The organism is Rahnella perminowiae (assembly GCF_019049755.1).
Classification (GTDB): Bacteria; Pseudomonadota; Gammaproteobacteria; order Enterobacterales; family Enterobacteriaceae; genus Rahnella; species Rahnella perminowiae.
Genome location: NZ_JAFMOS010000618.1, coordinates 11,752 through 31,714, shown reverse-complemented (window position 1 = coordinate 31,714; position 19,963 = coordinate 11,752). Strand labels below are relative to the sequence as shown.

General features: G+C 53.2%; 22 protein-coding genes. 20 read left to right on the top strand and 2 right to left on the bottom strand.

The genetic code is table 11. The features are described 5' to 3' along the window. The 18 genes from J1785_RS21015 to dkgB form a co-directional block, all read left to right on the top strand. Positions 1–766: beta-ketoacyl synthase chain length factor (locus J1785_RS21015; RefSeq protein WP_338020347.1), on the top strand; the 766-nt coding region annotated here is incomplete at its 5' end. Further along, positions 766–1,578 carry a lysophospholipid acyltransferase family protein gene (locus J1785_RS21010; RefSeq protein ID WP_129955138.1) on the top strand — a complete coding sequence of 271 codons (813 nt, stop codon included), beginning with the start codon at positions 766–768 and terminating at the stop codon, positions 1,576–1,578. The genes J1785_RS21015 and J1785_RS21010, both read left to right, overlap by 1 nt. Positions 1,579–1,581: 3 nt before the next feature. Further along, positions 1,582–1,839: a phosphopantetheine-binding protein gene (locus J1785_RS21005; protein ID WP_129955009.1), complete on the top strand. Its 258-nt coding sequence runs from the start codon at positions 1,582–1,584 to the stop codon at positions 1,837–1,839. Positions 1,840–1,849: 10 nt separating this feature from the next. After that, entirely contained in the window at positions 1,850–2,104 is a 255-nt protein-coding gene (locus tag J1785_RS21000) for an acyl carrier protein (protein ID WP_129955010.1), read from the top strand. Between the two features lie 20 nt (positions 2,105–2,124). Beyond that, positions 2,125–2,715 carry a COG4648 family protein gene (locus J1785_RS20995; RefSeq protein WP_129955011.1) on the top strand — a complete coding sequence of 197 codons (591 nt, stop codon included), beginning with the start codon at positions 2,125–2,127 and terminating at the stop codon, positions 2,713–2,715. Beyond that, positions 2,682–4,061, top strand: a complete 1,380-nt coding sequence (locus tag J1785_RS20990; RefSeq protein ID WP_238483311.1) for an AMP-binding protein — start codon at positions 2,682–2,684, stop codon at positions 4,059–4,061. Before J1785_RS20995 ends, J1785_RS20990 begins: the two co-directional genes overlap by 34 nt. Then, a complete protein-coding gene (locus J1785_RS20985; RefSeq protein WP_217137918.1) occupies positions 4,058–4,402 on the top strand; it encodes a 3-hydroxyacyl-ACP dehydratase FabZ family protein in 345 nt (114 codons plus the stop codon). Before J1785_RS20990 ends, J1785_RS20985 begins: the two co-directional genes overlap by 4 nt. After that, complete coding sequence (locus J1785_RS20980) at positions 4,399–6,114, top strand: glycosyltransferase family 2 protein (protein WP_217220536.1); 1,716 nt, start codon at positions 4,399–4,401, stop codon at positions 6,112–6,114. Before J1785_RS20985 ends, J1785_RS20980 begins: the two co-directional genes overlap by 4 nt. Position 6,115: 1 nt before the next feature. Further along, positions 6,116–6,559 carry an acyl-CoA thioesterase gene (locus tag J1785_RS20975; RefSeq protein ID WP_129955013.1) on the top strand — a complete coding sequence of 148 codons (444 nt, stop codon included), beginning with the start codon at positions 6,116–6,118 and terminating at the stop codon, positions 6,557–6,559. Further along, the gene (locus J1785_RS20970) at positions 6,556–7,161 is read left to right on the top strand and encodes a LolA family protein (protein ID WP_217220534.1); all 606 of its coding nucleotides are present in this window, start codon (positions 6,556–6,558) and stop codon (positions 7,159–7,161) included. The genes J1785_RS20975 and J1785_RS20970 overlap by 4 nt, the downstream gene beginning before the upstream one ends. Continuing rightward, positions 7,151–9,457 carry an MMPL family transporter gene (locus tag J1785_RS20965; protein WP_217220533.1) on the top strand — a complete coding sequence of 769 codons (2,307 nt, stop codon included), beginning with the start codon at positions 7,151–7,153 and terminating at the stop codon, positions 9,455–9,457. Before J1785_RS20970 ends, J1785_RS20965 begins: the two co-directional genes overlap by 11 nt. Beyond that, complete coding sequence (locus tag J1785_RS20960; RefSeq protein WP_217220526.1) at positions 9,454–10,029, top strand: DUF3261 domain-containing protein; 576 nt, start codon at positions 9,454–9,456, stop codon at positions 10,027–10,029. The genes J1785_RS20965 and J1785_RS20960 overlap by 4 nt, the downstream gene beginning before the upstream one ends. Position 10,030: 1 nt before the next feature. After that, positions 10,031–11,203 (top strand): beta-ketoacyl-[acyl-carrier-protein] synthase family protein, encoded by a 1,173-nt coding sequence (locus J1785_RS20955; protein WP_217157909.1) that lies wholly within the window; start codon positions 10,031–10,033, stop codon positions 11,201–11,203. Then, entirely contained in the window at positions 11,200–11,679 is a 480-nt protein-coding gene (locus J1785_RS20950; protein ID WP_129955017.1) for a hotdog family protein, read from the top strand. Before J1785_RS20955 ends, J1785_RS20950 begins: the two co-directional genes overlap by 4 nt. Next, on the top strand, positions 11,676–12,407 hold the full coding sequence (locus J1785_RS20945) for a 3-ketoacyl-ACP reductase FabG2 (protein ID WP_217157911.1): 732 nt from the start codon (positions 11,676–11,678) through the stop codon (positions 12,405–12,407). The genes J1785_RS20950 and J1785_RS20945 overlap by 4 nt, the downstream gene beginning before the upstream one ends. Then, positions 12,404–13,633, top strand: a complete 1,230-nt coding sequence (locus J1785_RS20940) for a beta-ketoacyl-ACP synthase (protein WP_129955019.1) — start codon at positions 12,404–12,406, stop codon at positions 13,631–13,633. The genes J1785_RS20945 and J1785_RS20940 overlap by 4 nt, the downstream gene beginning before the upstream one ends. Positions 13,634–13,635: 2 nt before the next feature. Beyond that, on the top strand, positions 13,636–14,322 hold the full coding sequence (locus tag J1785_RS20935) for a 4'-phosphopantetheinyl transferase superfamily protein (RefSeq protein ID WP_217220524.1): 687 nt from the start codon (positions 13,636–13,638) through the stop codon (positions 14,320–14,322). Positions 14,323–14,435: 113 nt separating this feature from the next. Next, positions 14,436–15,239: a 2,5-didehydrogluconate reductase DkgB gene (gene dkgB / locus J1785_RS20930; protein WP_129955142.1), complete on the top strand. Its 804-nt coding sequence runs from the start codon at positions 14,436–14,438 to the stop codon at positions 15,237–15,239. A gap of 41 nt (positions 15,240–15,280) precedes the next feature. Here the strand turns inward: dkgB and yafC are convergent, their stop codons facing one another. Continuing rightward, on the bottom strand, positions 15,281–16,177 hold the full coding sequence (gene yafC, locus J1785_RS20925) for a DNA-binding transcriptional regulator YafC (protein WP_129992256.1): 897 nt from the start codon (positions 16,175–16,177) through the stop codon (positions 15,281–15,283). A gap of 106 nt (positions 16,178–16,283) precedes the next feature. On the opposite strand from yafC, the gene J1785_RS20920 reads away from it, so the two are divergent. Next, positions 16,284–17,459, top strand: coding sequence for an MFS transporter (locus J1785_RS20920; protein WP_217137911.1), 1,176 nt, complete (start codon positions 16,284–16,286; stop codon positions 17,457–17,459). Positions 17,460–17,653: 194 nt separating this feature from the next. Continuing rightward, the gene (locus J1785_RS20915; protein ID WP_129955023.1) at positions 17,654–18,454 is read left to right on the top strand and encodes an endonuclease/exonuclease/phosphatase family protein; all 801 of its coding nucleotides are present in this window, start codon (positions 17,654–17,656) and stop codon (positions 18,452–18,454) included. Positions 18,455–18,541: 87 nt separating this feature from the next. On the opposite strand, the gene mltD is transcribed toward J1785_RS20915, so the two are convergent. Beyond that, complete coding sequence (gene mltD / locus J1785_RS20910; protein ID WP_129955024.1) at positions 18,542–19,927, bottom strand: murein transglycosylase D; 1,386 nt, start codon at positions 19,925–19,927, stop codon at positions 18,542–18,544. Between the last annotated feature and the right edge of the window lie 36 nt (positions 19,928–19,963).

Genomic DNA, 19,963 nt, shown 5'->3' with positions numbered 1-19,963 from the left:
CATAAAGTCTCAATTTGGAAAAATCACTAAGATAATCATTATGAAATTCACACTGGATATAGTGGACTGGCGGGCTGTGGCTCCGGGAGTCGATAGTTGTGATCACTGGATCCAGTGGGCTCGGTGCTCAGACATAAATACATTTTCCGGCGCAAACCCTAAAAGCCAGCAAATTCCCATGATGTCTGCACGACGAATGAGTATCGGCAGTCGTTTTGCTGTGGATTCCGGGCTTGCGTTGCTCGTCAATAACAACGTAGATGCTGCAATTTTTACCAGTCGTCATGGTGAACTGGAGAAAACGGGGCGAATTTTGCATTCCCTGGCCGGGGGAGAGGCTTTATCTCCGACTGAATTCTCCATGTCAGTACATAATACCGCCGCGGGTTGGCTTACCATTATTAGCAAAAATCCGTTGCCGGTAACCTCGTTAACGGCCGGTAAAGACAGCTTTCATCAGGGAATGCTGGAAGCTCAGTCAATGCTGGCAACGGGGGCTTCCCGCGTTATGTTGGTTGATTTTGATGGTGAAATTCCTGATATATACAACGAATCGGTAAATTCTGAGTTTCTCCCTTACGCCGTAGCAATAATATTAACTGCTGGCGATACCTTGAAGTGTCAGCGTATTTCGTTGTCGGGTGAGGATATGAATCCAGAACTTCCGCAGAGTTTGCAATTTCTGCGTGGCTATCTTTCCTCCTCTCCTTTATTCCATATCAGTGTAGATAATCGCCATAGCTGGCAGTGGGTTCGTAATCTGTGATGAGAGAAACGTTAGTGCCCGAAGAAAAGTCTTCCGCAGCTAATTGCATCTGGCGGTGGTTAGCAACCGGATTCTTTTTCGCACTTTTCGGAATTGGCGGGCTGTTGCTTTCTATTATCTGGTTTAATCTGTTGCGACTCATCATCCGGCAACCTGAAAGATTGCACAGAATGACACTCAACAGCATTCGTAATAGTTTCAGGTTCTTCCTGAGTGGATTACGGAGGGTGGGAGTGATGGATTACCGGTTTATCGGTGATGAGAAATTTCAGCAAGATGCCGGCTGTCTGATAGTGGCGAATCATCCCAGTCTGCTTGATTATGTGATTCTGGCGTCGCGTATGCCTCGTTGTGACTGCATCGTCAAACAAGCTTTGCTGCAAAACCCATTCTTAAGCGGAGTGATAAAAGCGGCGGGTTACCTGATTAACACTGGCTCTGATGCTTTGTTGCAGGCCTGTGAAACCCGTTTGCAAGCAGGCGGTACGCTATTAGTTTTCCCGGAAGGGACACGTTCCTTGCCTGGAAAACCGATGATACTGCAGCGTGGTGCCGCTAACATTGCGCTGAGGGCAGGATGTGATGTCAGGATTGTCCATATTTCATGTCAGCCGCCAATGCTGACAAAAAAGGGGAAATGGTACGAAATTCCCCGGGTAAAACCTCAGTTTGTGATTACCGTTGCCGATAAGGTAAAGGCTGAAGACTTTTTAGATGAAAGCGATCTTTCACCTGCCCTGGCTGCACGGCGATTGACACAGCATTTGTGCACTGAGTTGATGCGCAGTAATACGCAAAATAACGAGAAATAAGTCATGGATTCATTAAGTAACGACATAAAAGTACTTATCATTGAGACGCTAAATCTGGAGGGGATGGCGCCAGATGAGATAGAGACACAGGCTCCGCTTTTTGGTGACGGATTAGGGCTGGATTCTATTGATGCCCTTGAGCTTGGTCTGGCGTTAAAGAAGCAATACGGTGTGATCCTTTCGGCGGAAAGTCAGGAAATGCGTGAGCATTTTTATTCTGTTGAAAGTCTGGCCAGATTTATATCAGCACAGCGTGGTTAAAGAGATTCCTATGCAGAAGCAAGAAATTTACCAGCAGATTAGCGCGTTATTAATCAAGCTATTTGAAATCAATGAAGATGATATCCGGCCGGATGCAAAGCTCTACGAGGATCTGGAATTAGACAGCATTGATGCTGTTGATCTGGTGGTTCACTTGCAGAAAATCACTGGAAGAAAAATTAAGCCTGAAATGTTTAAATCTGTTCGTACCGTTCAGGATGTCGTTGATGCCATAGATGAATTACTTAATTCCCCCGCTTCCTAGTATGGGCGGATATCTTTTTTATGGATAAAACCCGGCGCTTCTCATTTCCTCTGGTTACGAAGATGGCCAGTTGGGCGATGCCAGTGGCGGTGATTGCTTATCCGCTGGTTGTATGGTGCGGTTTAAAAACGTGGGGAATTCGCATCCTGGCGCCCGTACTGATGGCGATCTTTATTCTGCGTTTACTGACTTTTCGCGGGAAGTTATCCCAGTTAACTTTTTTCGGAAAAGCGATTGCAGTTGCAGGGATTGTACTGGTCGGCACCAGCATTTTATTACGCGAAACATCGATGCTGTTGTATTACCCCGTCGCGGTAAATCTTTTATTGCTCGGATTATTTTTCAGTTCATTACGCGCCAGCCAAACGCTGGTTGAGCGTATTGCACGGCTGGATGAACCCGATTTACCGCCGGAAGGGGTGGTTTACACACGTCGTGTGACCCAGGCCTGGTGCATTTTCTTTGTGTGTAACGGAGCATTGGCTTTATATACCTGCCTGAAAGGCGATATGGCTTTATGGGCTCTTTATAACGGCGGGATCAGTTATCTGCTGATTGGCTTATTAATGGGTATTGAATGGATAGTCAGAAAGCGTCTGCGACACCCATGACGCAGCGAATGTGCGAATGGCTAAGCGCGGGAAGAGCAGACGAACATCTGGTTGCCTGGAGCGAAAGCCGGGAGTGGTGTCAGCGTGATTTCCGGCATGATGTCTTATCTCTGCTGACTCATATCAGCGCGACATCGCATTCCCGCTGGGCATTGTGCCTTGAAGATAACTATTCATTTGCCGTGGCACTGCTGGCGGTGCTTTACAGCGGTCATACACCCGTTTTACCCGGTCATTTTCGGCCCGCTGTTCTGGCCGGGCAACGTGATGAGTTCGATGCGTTAATCACCGATCTTCCTTTGCAGATTGATTGCCCTATTCTTCGTTTTCCCTTCTCAGCAGATCAACCGTTAACAGCTTTGCCCGAATGGCCGGAAAACGCCGTACTGATTTTATTCACCTCCGGTTCGACCGGTAAATCGCAAAAAATAATCAAGCCGGTTTCTTGTCTGGAACTGGAGAGTCAGTGGCTTTGCACATACTGGGGGGAGCAATGCGCAGATGCACGCTTTGTCGCCACCGTGGCACCGCATCATATGTATGGTCTCAGTTTCGCTTTCATGTTGCCCCTGACTCTTGGGCGACCTTTTGCGACGAAAAGGGTGGAGTATCACGAACAGTTACACTCGCTTGCCAGAGAGAATGCCTTGGTTCTGACCAGCAGCCCGGCCTTTCTTAAACGACTTGATATGGCTTTGGAGCCCGCAAATCTCCGGCATGTCTTTTCTGCCGGAGGCCCGCTGAGTCATGACACCGCGTTACGGGTGGAAAATGTTTGTGGCTGCCGGCCGACTGAAATCTATGGCACGACTGAAAGCGGCATCGTCGCCTTCCGTACGCAACATCAGCCGGAAGCAGTCTGGACTCTTTTTGATAATCTCGAATTCTCACCACTGGCTGATGGCAATATCGCCCTGATTTCTCCGCTGATCCCGCAACCGGATGGCATGATCCTCAGTGATAAAATTCAGCTGTTGAATGCCGATCAACGTCAGTTTCTTCTTTTAGGCCGTAAGGATCGGATCGTTAAAATTGCAGAGCAGCGGATCTCACTGACTGAAATTGAGCAACGTTTGTGTGCGATGGATCTGTTAAGCGACGCCAGCGTACTGACGCTTGAAAAACGGGGGCGGCTTTATGTTGCAGCCGTGCTGGTTTTAAGTCAGGTCGGCGAGCAGTTATTCCAGACGCAAGGGCAGGCCGTACTGCTTGGGCAGATCCGCGGGATCTTGCGTGACTGGCTATCTCCGGTTTCTATGCCGCGATACTGGCGCTTTGCACCTGCGATTCCTCTTAACCAGCAAGGCAAACGCGCGACTGCTGAATTACAGGAAATGTTTTTATGATCCTGCCTGACATGCTGCATCGGCAACGTGCCAGCGACACCAGTCTGCTTCTCACGCTCCGGTTACCTGCGGATTTATTCTGGTTCAAAGGCCATTTCCCGTCGTCTCCGATTTTGCCTGGCGTGACACAGGTCAATTGGGTCATGGGTTACGCTGAAGAACTTCTTAGTCTGGATAAAGCATTTTCCGGCATGGAAGTGGTGAAATTCCAGCGACCGCTGTTGCCTGAAGAAATTGTGAATTTGCAGATCGACTGGCTTAAAGAAAAACAACGGCTGGTATTTCGTTACAGTGTGGGTGAGGCGATCGCCAGCAGCGGGAAAATCACCTTATGTCCATGACGCCGTCAGCCACTTTTTCTCCCTGTCTGATTATTCCCTGTTACAACCACGGACCCATGATGGCGGGTGTGCTGGAAAGTCTCCGGCCATTCGGTTTGCCCTGCATTGTGGTTGATGACGGCAGTGACCTGCAGACAGCAGAAGAGTTGCAGCATCTGGAGAGTCTGACGCCGTGGATGAGCCTGACGCGGCTCACTGTAAACCAGGGGAAAGGCGGGGCTGTGATGGCGGCGCTGCGGCTGGCCGCCGGAAAGGGGTTTACGCACGCCTTACAGGTGGATGCCGACGGACAGCATCAGCTTTCAGACGTTCCTGCAATGCTGGCTGAAGCCAGAAGTTATCCGGATTGCCTGATCTCCGGACAGCCGGTTTACGATGACAGTGTGCCGAAATCACGCCTTTATGGCCGCTATATCACCCATTTCTGGGTGTGGATCGAGACACTGTCATTTTCAGTAAAAGACAGTATGTGTGGATTCCGCGTCTATCCCCTCAGACCCTGCCTGCAACTGATGGCAAAAAAAAACCTGGGTTTGCGGATGGATTTCGATACGGAAATTATGGTGCGTCTTTACTGGCAAGGCACACGCAGCCGCTTCCTGCCCACGCGGGTGACTTATCCTGAAGATGGCCTCTCGCATTTTGATGCCGTGAAGGACAACCTGCAGATTTCGTGGATGCACACGCGGCTGTTTTTTGGCATGTTGCGACGCATTCCTTATTTGCTGAAGCAGCGGAAAAATCGTCCCGAACACTGGTCCTCGACGCAGGAACGTAAAGGGTTGTGGGGCATTCGCCTGATGTTATCGGTTTACCGGACGCTGGGATACAACGCCTTTCGTCTGTTGCTTTATCCGGTCATCACCTATTTTTGGCTCACCGGCCACAAACAGCGCAATGCCTCTGCCCGCTGGCTGGAGCGTGTGCGCGTGACGGCTGCACATCGCCATATTCCCCTGCCTTATCCGCTGAGCACTTTCCGGCATTTTATGCGGTTTGGTGAATCTATGCTGAGCAAACTGGCGAGCTGGCAGGGCGATAAAACACTGACTGATGCGGTGCTGGTCAATCCCGACATTTGCGAATCTCATATTACCTCCGGGCGAGGCACGCTGATCCTTGCCTCACATTTAGGTGACATCGAATCATGTCGGGCAATAGGTTCACTCAGTCATCGCATCACCGTAAATGCGCTGGTCTTTACAGAACATGCCGAGCGGTTCAATCAGGTAATGAAAGAGATTAATCCGCAGGCCGTGGTGAATCTGATCCAGGTTAACCAGATGGGGCCGGAGACCGCGATTTTATTGCAGGAAAAACTTGATGCCGGTGAGTGGGTGGCGATTGTCGGCGACCGCACCTCTGCCAGTCATCATCAGCGCGGTGAACATTCCCGCATGATTTACAGCGAGTTTATGGGCAAAACTGCCGCATTCCCGCAGGGACCCTTTATTCTGGCTGCTGCGCTACGCGCACCCGTTATGCTGATGTTTGGCATCATGCAGCAAAAGCAGTTGCATATTTATTGTGAGTCTTTTGCCGATCCTCTGATCCTGCCGCGTGCCAACCGCCTGCCTGCGTTACAGGCCGCAGTCGATCATTATGCCGCACGGCTTGAGCATTACAGCCTGCTGGCACCTCACGACTGGTTCAATTTTTATGATTTCTGGCAGCATCCCGCAGATGTCGCCTCTGACAGGAAACCTGAATGATATGACTTCCAAACTTGATCCGCGTTTTAACGATCCGCGATTTTCTACCTGCGTTGAAATCACGGTTCCTTTCCACGACGCAGATGCCATGGGCGTGGTCTGGCATGGCAACTACTTCCGTTATCTGGAAATTGCGCGCGAGCAGCTACTCAAGCAATTTGATTACGGTTATCGTCAGATGCAAGCATCAGGTTATGTCTGGCCGATTGTTGATACCCGCGTGAAATATATTGCGCCGCTGCTCTTTGAACAGCGTATTGCCGTTCATGCACAGCTGGAGGAAATCGAAAACCGTCTGCGCATCGGCTATCAGATTTACGATATCGAAAGCGGTAAACGTACAACGACAGGCTATACGTTGCAGGTCGCAGTGGACGCTGTCTCCAAAGAAATGTGTTTTGTCTCGCCGCAGGTTCTTTTCGATAAAACAGGAGTCAGCCTGTGAAGGTCTTACTGCTACTGGCTCTGACGATTTTCAGCGTCACAGCTAACGCTGTGACGCTGAAGGAATTACAACAGCGCTTCAGCCAGGTGCCGGTACTCCGTGCTGAGTTTGCGCAGCAAAGAACCATCAGCGGGATGGCACAACCGCTCAATTCCAGCGGGAATCTGCTGATTGCCCGGCAGCAAGGGCTGTGGTGGCAACAGGAAAAACCGTTCACCCTGACATTATTGCTGACTGAAAACCGCATGGTGCAAATCATGGCGGGGCAATCTCCGCAGGTGGTTACGGCGGACACCAATCCGCAGATGTTCCAGTTTAATTCATTGCTTAGCGCACTGTTTCACGCTGACCAACGGGCGCTCGGACAGAACTTCTCGCTTAATTTTACTGATCTGGGTAAAGGCGCCTGGACGCTTGTTCTGACACCAAAGGTCTCACCGCTGAACCGTCTGTTCCGCAGCATTACGCTCAGTGGCGAAACCTTCCTGAACAATATCGATATTAATGATATGCAGGGCGATGCCACGCATATTCGTTTCTTCAATCAGAAGACCACACCCGCCACGCTGACTGATGCAGAGAAACGCCATTTTGCCTCCTGATCTTCATCGAAAACTGGCGCAAAGCTGGCTGCTGATTATTGCGCTGCTGGTTGCAGCGCTGTTCTGGTTGTTACCACGCAGCCAGATTAACAGCAGCGTGCTGGCGCTGTTGCCGCAGCAACAGGAAACCCCTATTCCGCAGGCATTGTCTGACGGCTTTACTCAGCGGCTGGATCGCCAGCTGATGTGGCTGGTCAGCCCTCCGCCTGGTGCCGGTATTCAGCCCGCCGCTGACTGGCTGAAGCAGTTGCAGGCGCTGCCAGAACTGAGTCAGGTGCAGGGACCGATGGACGTTCAGCGTCAGCAGGAGTGGGGCACTTTCTTCTTCAGGCATCGTAACGCCTTGCTTGATGATGCCACCCGTCAGCGTCTGACGGCAGGCGCGGAGACACAAAGTCAGTGGATCCTCGGTCAGGTGTATTCCGCCTTTTCCGGCGTCAGCGGCAAAGAGCTGGCGAATGATCCGTTATTGCTGGTTCGTGCCTCGCAGATGGCACAGCAGCAGAACAGCGGCGGCATGATGCTGGAACAAGGTTGGCTGATGGCCCGCGATCAACATGGCCGCAACTGGTTCATGGTACATGGCGAGCTGAAAGCATCTTCCTATGACATCACGTCGGCTAAACAAACCGTGGCGGCTCTTGGTGCGGCGAAAGAGGCTTTTGAAGCACGCTGGCCGGGTGCAAAAGTGCTTGAGCGCGGCACGATTTTCTACAGCAATTATGCCAGCCAGCAGGCTGAGCACGATCTTTCCACGATTGGTACGGCGTCAGTCACCGGTGTGTTTATACTGATCTTACTGATGTTCCGTTCGGTCCTGCCGATGCTGCTCAGTTTACTTTCAATCGCCATCGGCGCACTGTCAGGCACGGTATTGACCCTGTGGGTATTTGGTGAAATCCACGTGATGACACTGGTGCTCAGCACCAGCATTGTCGGTATTTCTGCAGACTACACACTTTACTTCCTGACCGAACGTCGGGTGCATGGCGATTCCTGCACACCGCTGGAAAGTCTGAAAAAACTGTTCCCTGCATTATCAATGGCGCTGCTTACCACGGTGGTGGCCTATCTGATGTTACTGATTGCACCATTTCCGGGTTTGCAACAGCTGGCAGTTTTTGCCGCTGCTGGGTTGAGCGCCGCCTGTATCACCGTGATGTGCTGGTATCCGTATCTGTCGAAGCGTTTACCGGTCGGCTCCGCACCTGGGCTGGCGATTATCATGCGCTGGTTGCTGGCATGGCGCAGCCGCAAAGCGGTACGCATCGGTCTGCCATTACTGATATTAGTGCTGGTAGCGGCCGGAATTTCACGGCTGAAAATCAACGATGACATTGCGGATCTTCAATCTCTTCCGGCCGGTTTACAACAGCAGGAACAGCAGATTGCTGCACTGACCGGACAAACTAACGATCAGAAATGGCTGGTGGTATACGGTGACAGCGCCGAGCAGACGCTGCAACGACTTGAAACATTGCGGCCCGCGCTCATCCAGGCGAGAGATAAAGGCGTAATTGACGGTTTCCGGGCGATAAACCTGTCTTCGCAAGCCCGGCAGCAGCGGGATTTATCTCTGCTACGCCTGCGTGCGCCGCAAATTATTGCACAGTTGCAGCAGGCGGGGATCACGGTGGCGGAACCGGATCTCAGTGCGCAGACGGTTGATGTGCCGGAATGGCTTAATAGCACAGTCAGTGAAGGCTGGCGTTTATTGTGGTTGTCCTTACCGGACGGGCGCAGCGCCACCCTTATTCCGGTGAATGGTGTGCATGACAGCGCCGCCATGGTGGCGCTGTCGGCGTCTGTACCGGGAACCGGCTGGATCGATCGCAAAACTGAATTCAGCGGTCTCTTCTCTCAGTACCGTATTTATCTGACCGGGTTGCTGGCCCTCGCCGTGGCGGTCATTGCGATCATTTATCTCTGGCGTTTTCGCCTGCCCCACGGGTTTATTTGTCTGATTCCGACCTTACTTTCCCTCGGGATGGGTGTCGCGGCGCTGGGCTTTAGTGGCCATAATCTTAATCTGTTCTCCCTGCTGGCACTGATTCTGGTTCTGGGGATCGGCATCAATTACACCCTGTTTTTCACCAATCCACGCGGCACACCGACGACGTCCATGTTTGCCATTTTTATGGCCGCCGTTACCACGCTGCTGACTTTCGGTATGCTGGTTTTCAGTTCAACACAAGCCATCAGTAGTTTCGGCATCGTACTAAGCTTTGGCATATTAACGGCATTTCTGTTGTCACCCCTGACTCTGCCGGCCAAAAAACGAGGACGTAAAAAATGACCCGGTTTAGGCTGCCTGCGCTGGCCCTGTTGATTTTTATGCTGGGCGGGTGTGCGACAAATCCCCCTTCAGATACACAGCCACAAGCCTGGCTGAAACGCGGCGTGCAGGTGAAATTACCCGCACCCACCCTGGATAAACCGGTCAGTCAGCAGCAGTTACTGACGGCCACGGTGAAAGGTAAACAACAGTCCTTGCTGGTCCTGCTCAATGCTGACGGAAAATCGTTACAGCTTGCCGGGCTTTCTCCTCTGGGGATCCGGCTGTTCAAAGTGGTCTACGATCAGACAGGGATCCACACTGAACAGACGATGAAAATTGATGGTTTACCTCCAGCAAATCAGGTTCTTGCCGATATTATGTTGAGCTACTGGCCGGCGCAGAGATGGCAACCCCTGTTGCCTGCAGGCTGGAAACTTGACGATCAGCCGCTGCGCCGCACGTTACTGGATAACGAAGGCAACACGATCACCCGCATTGACTATCTGCCACAGGGCCGCGGACGTCGGCCGGTGTCGATCACGCAGATGGTGTTTCACTATCAGATAACTATCCGGAATGTGGGTGACTAACATGATTTACTTTTCGGCCGTCGGCATGGTGAACGCGCTGGGAAACAACAATGCGCAAATCGCTGCCAGCCTGAAATCAGGCTTTGCGCCGGGAATGTCGTTGCAGGAAGGCTGGCTGACGGAGGAACGGCCCGTCTGGCTCGGTGCGGTGACCGGCGAACTGCCTGCGATCCCTGGCTCTTTGTCAGCGCACCGCAGCCGCAACAACCAGTTGCTGTTGGCTGCGCTGGCGCAGATTGACCCCCAGGTGCAGGCGGCTGTCAGCCGGTACGGACGCGATCGCGTCGCGGTCATTATGGGTACCAGTACGTCGGGCATTGCTGAAGGCGAAAACGCGGTGCGTCATCTTCACCGGCATGGGAAATTCCCGCAGGGCTACGATTACCAGCAACAGGAGCTGGGCGATCCTTCACAGTTTATGGCGGAACTGCTGGATCTCAGTGGTCCGGCTTATACCTTATCCACAGCCTGCTCATCCAGCGCGAGAGCGATTATCAGCGGGAAGCGCCTGATCGACGCCGGGCTGGCCGACGCCGCCCTGGTGGGTGGCGCTGACAGCCTGTGCCGGATGCCAGTGAACGGCTTCAACAGCCTGGAATCTTTATCCCGCGGGCGCTGTACGCCGTTCGGGCAAGACCGGGATGGCATTAATATTGGTGAAGCCTCGGCGCTGATCCTGCTGACCCGTGAGCCCGCAGACGTCGCTTTACTGGGCACGGGCGAGTCGTCCGATGCGTGGCATATGTCTGCACCGCATCCGGAAGGCCTCGGGGCTGAACGGGCAATTCGTATGGCACTGGCGCAGGCCGGGCTGAGTGCGGCAGACATCGGTTATATTAACGCCCACGGTACCGCGACACCTCTTAACGATCAGGCGGAAGCCGCCGTCATACATCGGTTATTTGGCAACCAGACACCGTGCAGTTCGACCAAGCATCTTACCGGCCATACGCTGGGTGCGGCTGGCGCGACAGAGGCGGCGCTGGGCTGGCTGATCCTGACACAAAATCTCAAACTGCCGTCACAGGATTTCAGCCTTACACCACGCGATAGCTGTTTGCCGGATATACGGCTGGTACAAAAAGACGAAGCGCTGGCGAAGCCCGTTATCCTTTCAAACTCGTTTGCCTTTGGCGGGAATAATGCCTGCATTCTGATCGGGAGGCCGTCATGAGCATGCTCAGCGCGGGTCAATATCTGCCGCATGAATCACCCATGGTCTTACTGGATAAGGTCATTAGCGTCACAGCAGAGACCGCGCTGTGCAGCGTTGTGGTGTCCGAAAACAGCGTGCTGGCACCGTTTCTTAATGAGCGGGGCGCATTGCCCGCGTGGTATGCGATCGAACTGATCGCGCAAACTGTCGGTGTCTGGAGCGGCTGGCACGGCGCGCAAAGTGGCGAACCGCCGCAGGTGGGCATGTTGTTGGGCGGCAGGGCTTTGAAAACCAGCGTGCCGGAATTCGCGGCAGGCAGTGAATTATTCATCAGCGTCTTAATGGTGTTGTGCGATGAAAAACTCGCCAGCTTCGAAGGCGTGATCTGCATTAAACAAGAAAAAGATAACCTGCAGGTTGCAAAAGGAAGGCTGAATACCTACCAGCCAGACAAGGACGAACTCATTAAATTAATTCAGGGGAAACAGGAATGATGCGTTCGGTATTAGTGACCGGTGCCAGCAAAGGGATCGGCAAAGCCATTGCGAGTCAGTTAGCCGCTGATGGTTTTTTTGTTGTCATTCATTACCACAGCGATAAAGCAGGGGCAGAAAATACCCTGCAAAACATCACTGACAAGGGCGGCAGGGGTCGAGTTGTGCAGTTTGATATCAGCAACCGCCAGCAGTGTCGGGACGTGATTGACGCTGATATTGAGGCGCATGGCGCGTACTACGGCGTGATCAATAATGCCGGGATCACCCGTGACGCGGCATTCCCGGCACTGACCGACGAGGACTGGGACGGTGTGATCCACACTAATCTCGACAGTTTCTACAATGTCTTACAGCCCTGTGTGATGCCGATGATCGGCTTGCGTCAGGGCGGGCGTATTATCGCGCTTTCCTCGGTTTCCGGCATTACGGGGAATCGCGGACAGGTTAACTACAGTGCGGCCAAAGCCGGTATTATCGGTGCCTGCAAAGCATTGTCACTGGAACTGGCGAAACGCAAAATCACCGTAAACTGCATTGCGCCGGGCTTGATCGACACCGGCATGCCTGATATGGAAAAACCGGCGCTCGATGCCGCAATGAGCATGATTCCGCTCAGGCGGATGGGCCGGGCGGAAGAAGTCGCCGGACTGGCAAGCTATCTGATGTCAGATATCGCCGGTTATGTGACCCGACAGGTGATCTCCATCAACGGAGGCCTGATATGACCCGGCGTGTAGTCATTACCGGCATGAAAGGCATAACAGCGTTCGGTAACCATTGGGACGAGATTTCCGTCCGCCTTCAACAGGGTAAAAACGCTGTCCGCCACATGGATGAATGGCTGATTTATCAGGGGCTGAACACACATCTGGGCGCACCGGTGGATGATTTTGTTATCCCGGCGCATTACACCCGCAAGCGCATCCGTTCAATGGGGCGCGTGTCCCTGCTGTCAACCCGTGCGGTGGAGCTGGCGCTGGAGCAGGCCGGTCTGCTGGAAGACACGATTCTTACTGACGGCGAAACCGGTATTGCCTTCGGTTCATCGACCGGCAGCACCGGCCCGGTCAGCGAATTTGCAACCATGCTGACGGAAAAGCATACCAACAACATTACCGGTACGACTTACGTACAGATGATGCCGCACACCACGGCGGTGAATGCAGGCCTGTTCTTCGGCCTGAAAGGGCGCGTGATCCCGACGTCCAGCGCCTGTACGTCGGGCAGCCAGGCCATCGGTTATGCCTATGAGGCCATTAAACACGGTTATCAGACGGTGATGGTGGCTGGCGGTGCGGAAGAACTTTGCCCGTCAGAAGCTGCCGTGTTTGATACGCTGTTTGCCACCAGTCAGCAAAACGAACACCCTGAACTGTCGCCGCGCCCGTTTGATATGCAGCGTGATGGCCTGGTGATCGGCGAAGGTGCCGGGGCGTTGATCCTCGAGTCACTGGAGCATGCACAGGCGCGCGGCGCGAAGATTTACGCCGAGATTGTGGGTTTTGCTACCAACTGCGATGCGGCGCATATCACTCAGCCGCAGCAATCAACGATGCAGATTTGTATTGAAAAAGCGCTGAAAAATGCCGGTATTCCTGCTTCCGAAATCGGGTATATCAGTGCGCATGGTACGGCCACCGATCGCGGTGATATTGCGGAAAGCCATGCGACTGCTGCGGTGTTTGGCAATCAGACACCTATTTCGTCGCTGAAAAGCTACTTTGGCCATACGCTCGGTGCCTGCGGCGCGCTGGAAGCGTGGATGTCGCTCGAAATGATGCGCGAAGACCGCTTCGTACCGACCATAAATCTTACGCAACCGGATCCGCTTTGCGGTGAACTCGACTACGTGATGGGCGAATCGCGCCATATTCAGACTGAATTTATTCAGTCGAATAACTTTGCCTTCGGCGGAATTAATACCTCTTTAGTTTTCCGTCGCTGGCCTTAACGATGAACCGGGCGCAGCTCATTACGGCGTCGCTGGATGACAACTTTTCATTGTCACGTGTGCCCGCGCAATGGTTAATGAAAAGTGAAGGAATGAATCCTGCCCGCCGCCAGCAATGGTGCGCGGGCCGGGCGCTTCTGGCCGAAGCGCTGTCAGTTTTCAGTGGTTGTGACAACTTACCCGCCATGCAGATTTCCGCGCAGGGAAAACCGTATTTTGCGGACGCCTCCCTGCCACACTTTTCTCTCAGCCACAGTAAACATCATCTGCAACTGCTGCTGTGTCCGGCGGGCGAAGGCGGCGGCGATGTGGAGCAAATTCGCCCGCGCCGGCGTTATCTTGACGTGGCACGCGCAGCATTCAGTGATATCGAATGTCAGTGGCTGGTGGAACAGGCCGACCCGCAGACGGCGTTCTGGCAGTTGTGGTGTCTGCGTGAGGCATGGCTCAAACAGCAGGGTGGAAGTGTGTGGCAGATGGGCCGGATCCGCCTCGAACCGGGCCATCAGCGTTTTACTGCTGAATCTTCAGCGGACTGCCGTTTATGGTTCGCTGCGGATGGAAACGTGATGCGGGCGCTGGCGTTGCCTGCGGGCGTTTCGGAGGTAGAGGAATACAAGGTTGATGCTGCTTCCGGCGGTTTTCTCCGGCAGGTTTCACTGCCCTGGGCCCGCTTTTCCCCCTCCTGATTATTGCACTCTGGTCAAAAGTCTTCTGGCGATACGGTCGTTTTTATCCATGAATGCGCAGTCCATACTCTCTCCACGATTTATCCTCCAGAAAAATTTAAAGAGAGAACATGATGAGTATTCCTGCCTTCGGTTTGGGGACATTCCGCCTGAAAGATGAAGTGGTAAAAGCGTCTGTTGCCACCGCCGTTGAACTGGGTTATCGCGCCATTGATACCGCGCAGATTTATGACAACGAAGCTGCGGTGGGTGAGGCACTGGCTGAAAGTGGCGTTGCGCGTGAAGCGCTCTATATCACCACCAAAATCTGGATTGAAAATCTCGCTGCTGACAAACTCATCGACAGTCTGCAAGAAAGCCTGCGCAAACTGAAAACGGATTATGTTGACCTGACCCTGATCCACTGGCCGTCCCCGAATCAGGCCGTCAGCGTAGCAGAAACGATGCACGCGCTGGTTGAGGCGAAAAAGAGGGGGCTGACACGTGAGATCGGTATTTCCAACTTTACCGTAGCGCTGATGCAGGAAGCGATCGACGCGGTGGGCGCGGATCAGATTGCGACCAACCAGATCGAACTGTCGCCGTTTCTGCAAAACCAGACCGTGGCAGATTACGCCCGCCGGAACGGTATCGCCGTGACATCTTATATGACGCTGGCTTATGGCGATGCGTTGAAAGATACGACGATTATCGAGATTGCCGCCCGACATCACGCAACGCCTGCTCAGATCGTTCTGGCCTGGGCATTGCAACTGGGTTACGCGGTGATCCCCTCGTCGACCCGACGCGAAAACCTGCAAAGCAACCTGCTGGCACAACAACTGACGCTGACAGAGGCCGATATGCAGCAAATTGCGGCGCTTGAACGCAATGGCCGACTGGTCAGCCCTGAGGGTCTGGCGCCTGCGTGGGATTGATGTCTTTGCTCCTTTTCCTTCACCGGGGAGGGAGCCAATGTTTAAACCCCGCGGGTTCCCAGCTTTTCACTGAGAAAATCAATAAAGCACCGGATCCGCGTGCTGACGGTTTGATCGCTGTAATACACCGCATGCAGCGGCATGGCGATGCGCATAATGTCCGGCACCAGCAGTTTCACCAGGTCACCTCGCGCCACATCTTCATCGGTCATAAAATCCGACAGACAGGCAATGCCATTACCTTGCAAACACAGCCTGCGCAGCGTTTCCCCGCTTCCTGAACTGATAAAGGGGGTGACCGTCAGTTGCTGACCATCGGCGCACAGCAGCGGCCATTTATTCAGCGCCATCACTTCGTTAAAGCCCAGGCAACGGTGATCCAGCAAATCATCGGCGCTTTGCGGTGTTCCCCATTTTTTCAGATATGCCGGCGAAGCCAGCACGCTGCGATAACTCAGCATCAGTTTGCGGGCCCGCAGGCTGGAATCTTCAAGCTCACCAACGCGGATCGCCACATCCACTTTATGATCGATCAGATTGATATTGCTCTCCGACGAGAACAGTGCCAGTGACATCTTCGGGAAACGTTCGGTAAATTCCGCCACCAGCGGCGAAATGACATGTAAAATGACCGGTGTTGCGGCATCGATGCGCAACAGCCCCTGAGGATCGTCGCGGTTCTCCAGTAAATCATCTTCAGCCGCCGCCATTTCATGCAGGATTTTTTGTACCCGGACAAAATAGCGCTCGCCTTCATGTGTCAGGCTGATCTGACGTGTGGTGCGGTTGAGCAGGGTAATGCCCAGTTTTTGCTCCAGCCGTTTCAGCGTCCGGCTGACCACGGAATTATCCTGTCCCAGTTGTTCTGCGGCACGGCTGAAACTGCCACTTTCTACCACGGTCACAAACGTAATCAGCTCTTCAGAACTGGCTCGCATTGTTGTTACTCCGGCATAAATAAATTGATACTTTGGTTATTTATGTCATTTAAGCACAAGCCGATAATAGCCGCCATCAAATCGACATTCATGTGGAGTAAAGGTTATGCCGCTTGCATTATTAGCACTGACCATCAGTGCATTTGCTATAGGAACAACAGAGTTTGTTATCGTCGGGCTGGTGCCGACTATCGCGCAGCAACTGGGCGTTTCTGTCCCGTCCGCCGGTTTGCTGGTGTCCATTTATGCTCTCGGCGTGGCGACTGGCGCACCGGTTCTGACCGCGCTGACCGCCCGCGTGCCGCGTAAAGCGTTACTGATAGGCCTGATGGTGCTGTTTACGCTGGGCAACCTGCTGGCGTGGCAGTCACCGAATTACAGCACGCTGGTGATAGCCCGCCTGCTGACCGGCCTGGCGCATGGCGTTTTCTTCTCAATTGGCTCGACCATTGCCACCAGTCTGGTGGCAAAAGAAAAAGCCGCTTCTGCGATTGCGCTGATGTTTGGCGGTCTTACTGTTGCGCTGGTGACCGGTGTGCCACTGGGGACATTCATCGGCCAGCATTTTGGCTGGCGCGAAACCTTCCTCGCGGTGTCGCTGATTGGGGTTATCGCCATTATCGCCAGCGCGATCCTGGTACCGAATAACATCAAAAACAAACCGGCGGCGCGTATTGCTGATCAGGTAAAAGTGTTGATGAATCCGCGTCTGTTGCTAATTTACACGATTACCGCGCTGGGGTACGGCGGTGTATTCACCACCTTTACATTCCTTGCACCGATGATGCAGGAACAGGCTGGGTTCTCAGCCAGCATGGTGAGTTGGATCCTGCTGGCGTATGGTGTGTCAGTGGCCATCGGCAATATCTGGGGCGGCAAACTGGCTGACCGTCATGGTGCCGTTAAAGCGCTGACGATTATTTTTGCCGCCCTCACCGTGCTGTTGCTGATTTTCCAGTTCACTTCAGGTTTCGGTATTCCGGCGCTGATCACGCTGCTGGTGATGGGGGTTTTCGCCTTCGGCAACGTACCGGGATTGCAGGTTTACGTGGTGCAGAAGGCCGAAGAGGTGACGCCAAATGCCGTCGATGTGGCTTCCGGACTGAATATTGCGGCCTTTAACGTCGGTATCGCCCTGGGGTCAGTGATTGGCGGGCAGGTGGTTTCTACCCTTGGCCTGGCGCAAACGCCGTGGATCGGTGCAATCATCGTGGCGGGTGCACTGCTGTTTACCCGCCTGAGCGGGCACCTGGACCGCAAACCTACGACTTCGCCAGCCTGATTTTTCTTACATTCTGTGTCTGCACGGCTCGCCTCTGGCGGGCCGTTTTTATGAGTTATGCTAGCCTGTAGATGTGACCAGGATGTATACCAATGTAAACAGATTTGGTCTGAGCGTCTGCGGGCGTATACTGAACTTTCGCGTGGGAATCTCTCTCATAAAGCAACGATATAACGGGTAAACAGGCGATTAGCGTGCGGAAAAAAACATATGCAATGAGGTATGTCGCAGGTCAGCCCGCAGAGCAAATCTTTCCAGGAGTCCTCGCTCATTTGGGGCCAGATTTGCCACCGGGTGCTGCGCTGCCCAATTCGAATATTTTGCGCGTGATGGTGTGGAATATCTTTAAACAACAGCGTGCTGACTGGTTGTCAGTTCTGCGTGATTACGGCAAAGATGCGCAACTGGTTTTGCTTCAGGAAGCCCAAACCACCCCTGAGCTGATTCGTTTTGCGACTTCCAATTATCTGGCCGCCGATCAGGTACCGGCATTTATGCTGCCTCAGCACCCCTCTGGCGTGATGACACTCTCTGCAGCGCATCCGGTTTACTGTTGTCCGCTGCGTGAGCGTGAGCCGCTTCTCAGGCTGTCTAAATCGGCTTTAGTGACGGTGTATCCGCTTATCGATGGCCGTTTACTGATGGTAGTGAATATTCATGCGGTGAATTTCAGTATCGGAATCGACGTCTACAGCAAACAGCTGGATCCGATTGGCGAGCAGATTGCGAACCACAAAGGGCCGGTGATCATGGCCGGGGATTTCAATGCGTGGAGCAAACAGCGTATCAATGCCCTGTTTGGCTTTGCGGGAAATATCCATCTGGAGGAGGTTCGTTTTCCTGCTGATTACCGCAAGCGGGCGTTCGGCAGGCCGCTGGACTTTATCTTCTACCGTGACCTCAGCGTCACCAGCGCGTCTGTGATGGAAACGCGCGCCTCGGACCATAATCCGCTGCGGGTTGAATTCCTGGCAGGGCAGCCTCTGGTACAGTAACGCTTATTTCGCTGGTTAAAAAATGCAGACAAAAAAAAAGCACCCGGCATATTCAGGGTGCTTTTTTATTGCCGCGACCTTTCACGATCAGGTATCAGGGCTCATTTTGTTGCTCAGGAACAACGTTAACTTGTTGCCCGGTTGCAGGTTGTCGGCATTCGTATTCCAGCGCATCACATCCTTGATGTTGACGCCGTGACGCCTGGCAATGCTCGACAATGAATCACCCTTACGTACCTGATAAGTGATACTGCCGCCATTGACACTGGTATCGCTGACGCTGTTATCCGCCACTTGCAGTGTTTGCCCAACTTTTAACGCGCCTGCTGAGCGCAAATTGTTCCAACGCTGTAAATCACGGGTCTTCACATTCAGCCGGGCTGCAATGCCAGATAAGCTGTCGCCGGAGCGAACCTTATACTGTTTTGCACCTGACGGAGTGTTGCTGGCCAGTTTGGTTTCCTGGACTGCGGCGATATCGCCATCAGCCAGTGAGTCTTTTAACTGGTCGGCATGCGCCTTCGGCAGAACAATGTAATGCGGGCCATTCGGCGCGGTCACATTTTTCTTATAGCCGGTGTTAAACGACTTGAGCTTGGTCAGGGACATGCCCGCCATCTCGGCCGCCTGGGTCAGTTGCATCTGTTGTCCGACTTCAACACGCGCCAGTGCACGGTCTTCACTCGGTTTCGGCAAGCTGATACCGTATTTCTTGCTGTGCTTGAGAATATCGCTAAGGGCTAACATTTTCGGCACATAAATCGATGTTTCACGTGGCAGCGCCAGCGCCCAGAAATCCGTTGAACGTCCCTTGGCTTTGTTCGCTTTCACCGCTTGCATGACACGGCCTTCACCGCTGTTGTACGCAGCAACGGTCAATAACCAGTCGCCACCAAACATCTTGTTCAGACGTTGCATCATATCAAGCGCAGCAGTCGTCGAAGCCACAACATCGCGGCGTCCGTCATACCACTGGTTTTGTTTCAAACCATAGTTTCGACCCGTTTGCGGCACAATCTGCCACAACCCTGCAGCGTTAGCTGATGAGGTTGCTTTGGGGTCAAAAGCGCTCTCCACTATGGGTAGCAGTACCAGTTCCATCGGCATATTACGTTTCTTAATCTGCTCGGTGATCCAGTACATGTACGGCTCTGCCCGTAATGTTACATCGTGGAGATAGCTCTTATTTTTTAAATATTTAACTCTTTGTTCGCGGATCCGGGGATTATCCGGAACCTTCATCTTCAGCTCGTCGCCTATGAAGTTCCACAAATTTTGTTGGGAGACGGCGTCGTTTCCATCCAGCCATCCCCCAGAGGCCGCACGGCCATCATCTGTGTACTGTCCTGCTTCACTTTGACTTGCTGAAGACAAACTCTGTGCATGTTGTTCCGGTACCTTCACGCCCTGCCTGGACGCCTGGCAACCTGTGAGCAACATGGAGGCGATTATTAAGATCGCGTTTGCCTTCATGTGTGTGTCATAGTTGCTTAAAAGACGAGCGATAAT

Coding starts and splice junctions, on each gene's coding strand:
- dkgB (WP_129955142.1), top strand. CDS start 14,436: ATGAGTATTCCTGCCTTCGGTTTGGGGACATTCCGCCTGAAAGATGAA.
- J1785_RS20945 (WP_217157911.1), top strand. CDS start 11,676: ATGATGCGTTCGGTATTAGTGACCGGTGCCAGCAAAGGGATCGGCAAA.
- J1785_RS20990 (WP_238483311.1), top strand. CDS start 2,682: ATGGATAGTCAGAAAGCGTCTGCGACACCCATGACGCAGCGAATGTGC.
- J1785_RS20950 (WP_129955017.1), top strand. CDS start 11,200: ATGAGCATGCTCAGCGCGGGTCAATATCTGCCGCATGAATCACCCATG.
- mltD (WP_129955024.1), bottom strand. CDS start 19,927: ATGAAGGCAAACGCGATCTTAATAATCGCCTCCATGTTGCTCACAGGT.
- J1785_RS20980 (WP_217220536.1), top strand. CDS start 4,399: ATGACGCCGTCAGCCACTTTTTCTCCCTGTCTGATTATTCCCTGTTAC.
- J1785_RS20955 (WP_217157909.1), top strand. CDS start 10,031: ATGATTTACTTTTCGGCCGTCGGCATGGTGAACGCGCTGGGAAACAAC.
- J1785_RS20995 (WP_129955011.1), top strand. CDS start 2,125: ATGGATAAAACCCGGCGCTTCTCATTTCCTCTGGTTACGAAGATGGCC.
- J1785_RS21000 (WP_129955010.1), top strand. CDS start 1,850: ATGCAGAAGCAAGAAATTTACCAGCAGATTAGCGCGTTATTAATCAAG.
- J1785_RS21010 (WP_129955138.1), top strand. CDS start 766: ATGAGAGAAACGTTAGTGCCCGAAGAAAAGTCTTCCGCAGCTAATTGC.
- yafC (WP_129992256.1), bottom strand. CDS start 16,177: ATGCGAGCCAGTTCTGAAGAGCTGATTACGTTTGTGACCGTGGTAGAA.
- J1785_RS20935 (WP_217220524.1), top strand. CDS start 13,636: ATGAACCGGGCGCAGCTCATTACGGCGTCGCTGGATGACAACTTTTCA.
- J1785_RS20975 (WP_129955013.1), top strand. CDS start 6,116: ATGACTTCCAAACTTGATCCGCGTTTTAACGATCCGCGATTTTCTACC.
- J1785_RS20920 (WP_217137911.1), top strand. CDS start 16,284: ATGCCGCTTGCATTATTAGCACTGACCATCAGTGCATTTGCTATAGGA.
- J1785_RS20985 (WP_217137918.1), top strand. CDS start 4,058: ATGATCCTGCCTGACATGCTGCATCGGCAACGTGCCAGCGACACCAGT.
- J1785_RS21005 (WP_129955009.1), top strand. CDS start 1,582: ATGGATTCATTAAGTAACGACATAAAAGTACTTATCATTGAGACGCTA.
- J1785_RS20940 (WP_129955019.1), top strand. CDS start 12,404: ATGACCCGGCGTGTAGTCATTACCGGCATGAAAGGCATAACAGCGTTC.
- J1785_RS20960 (WP_217220526.1), top strand. CDS start 9,454: ATGACCCGGTTTAGGCTGCCTGCGCTGGCCCTGTTGATTTTTATGCTG.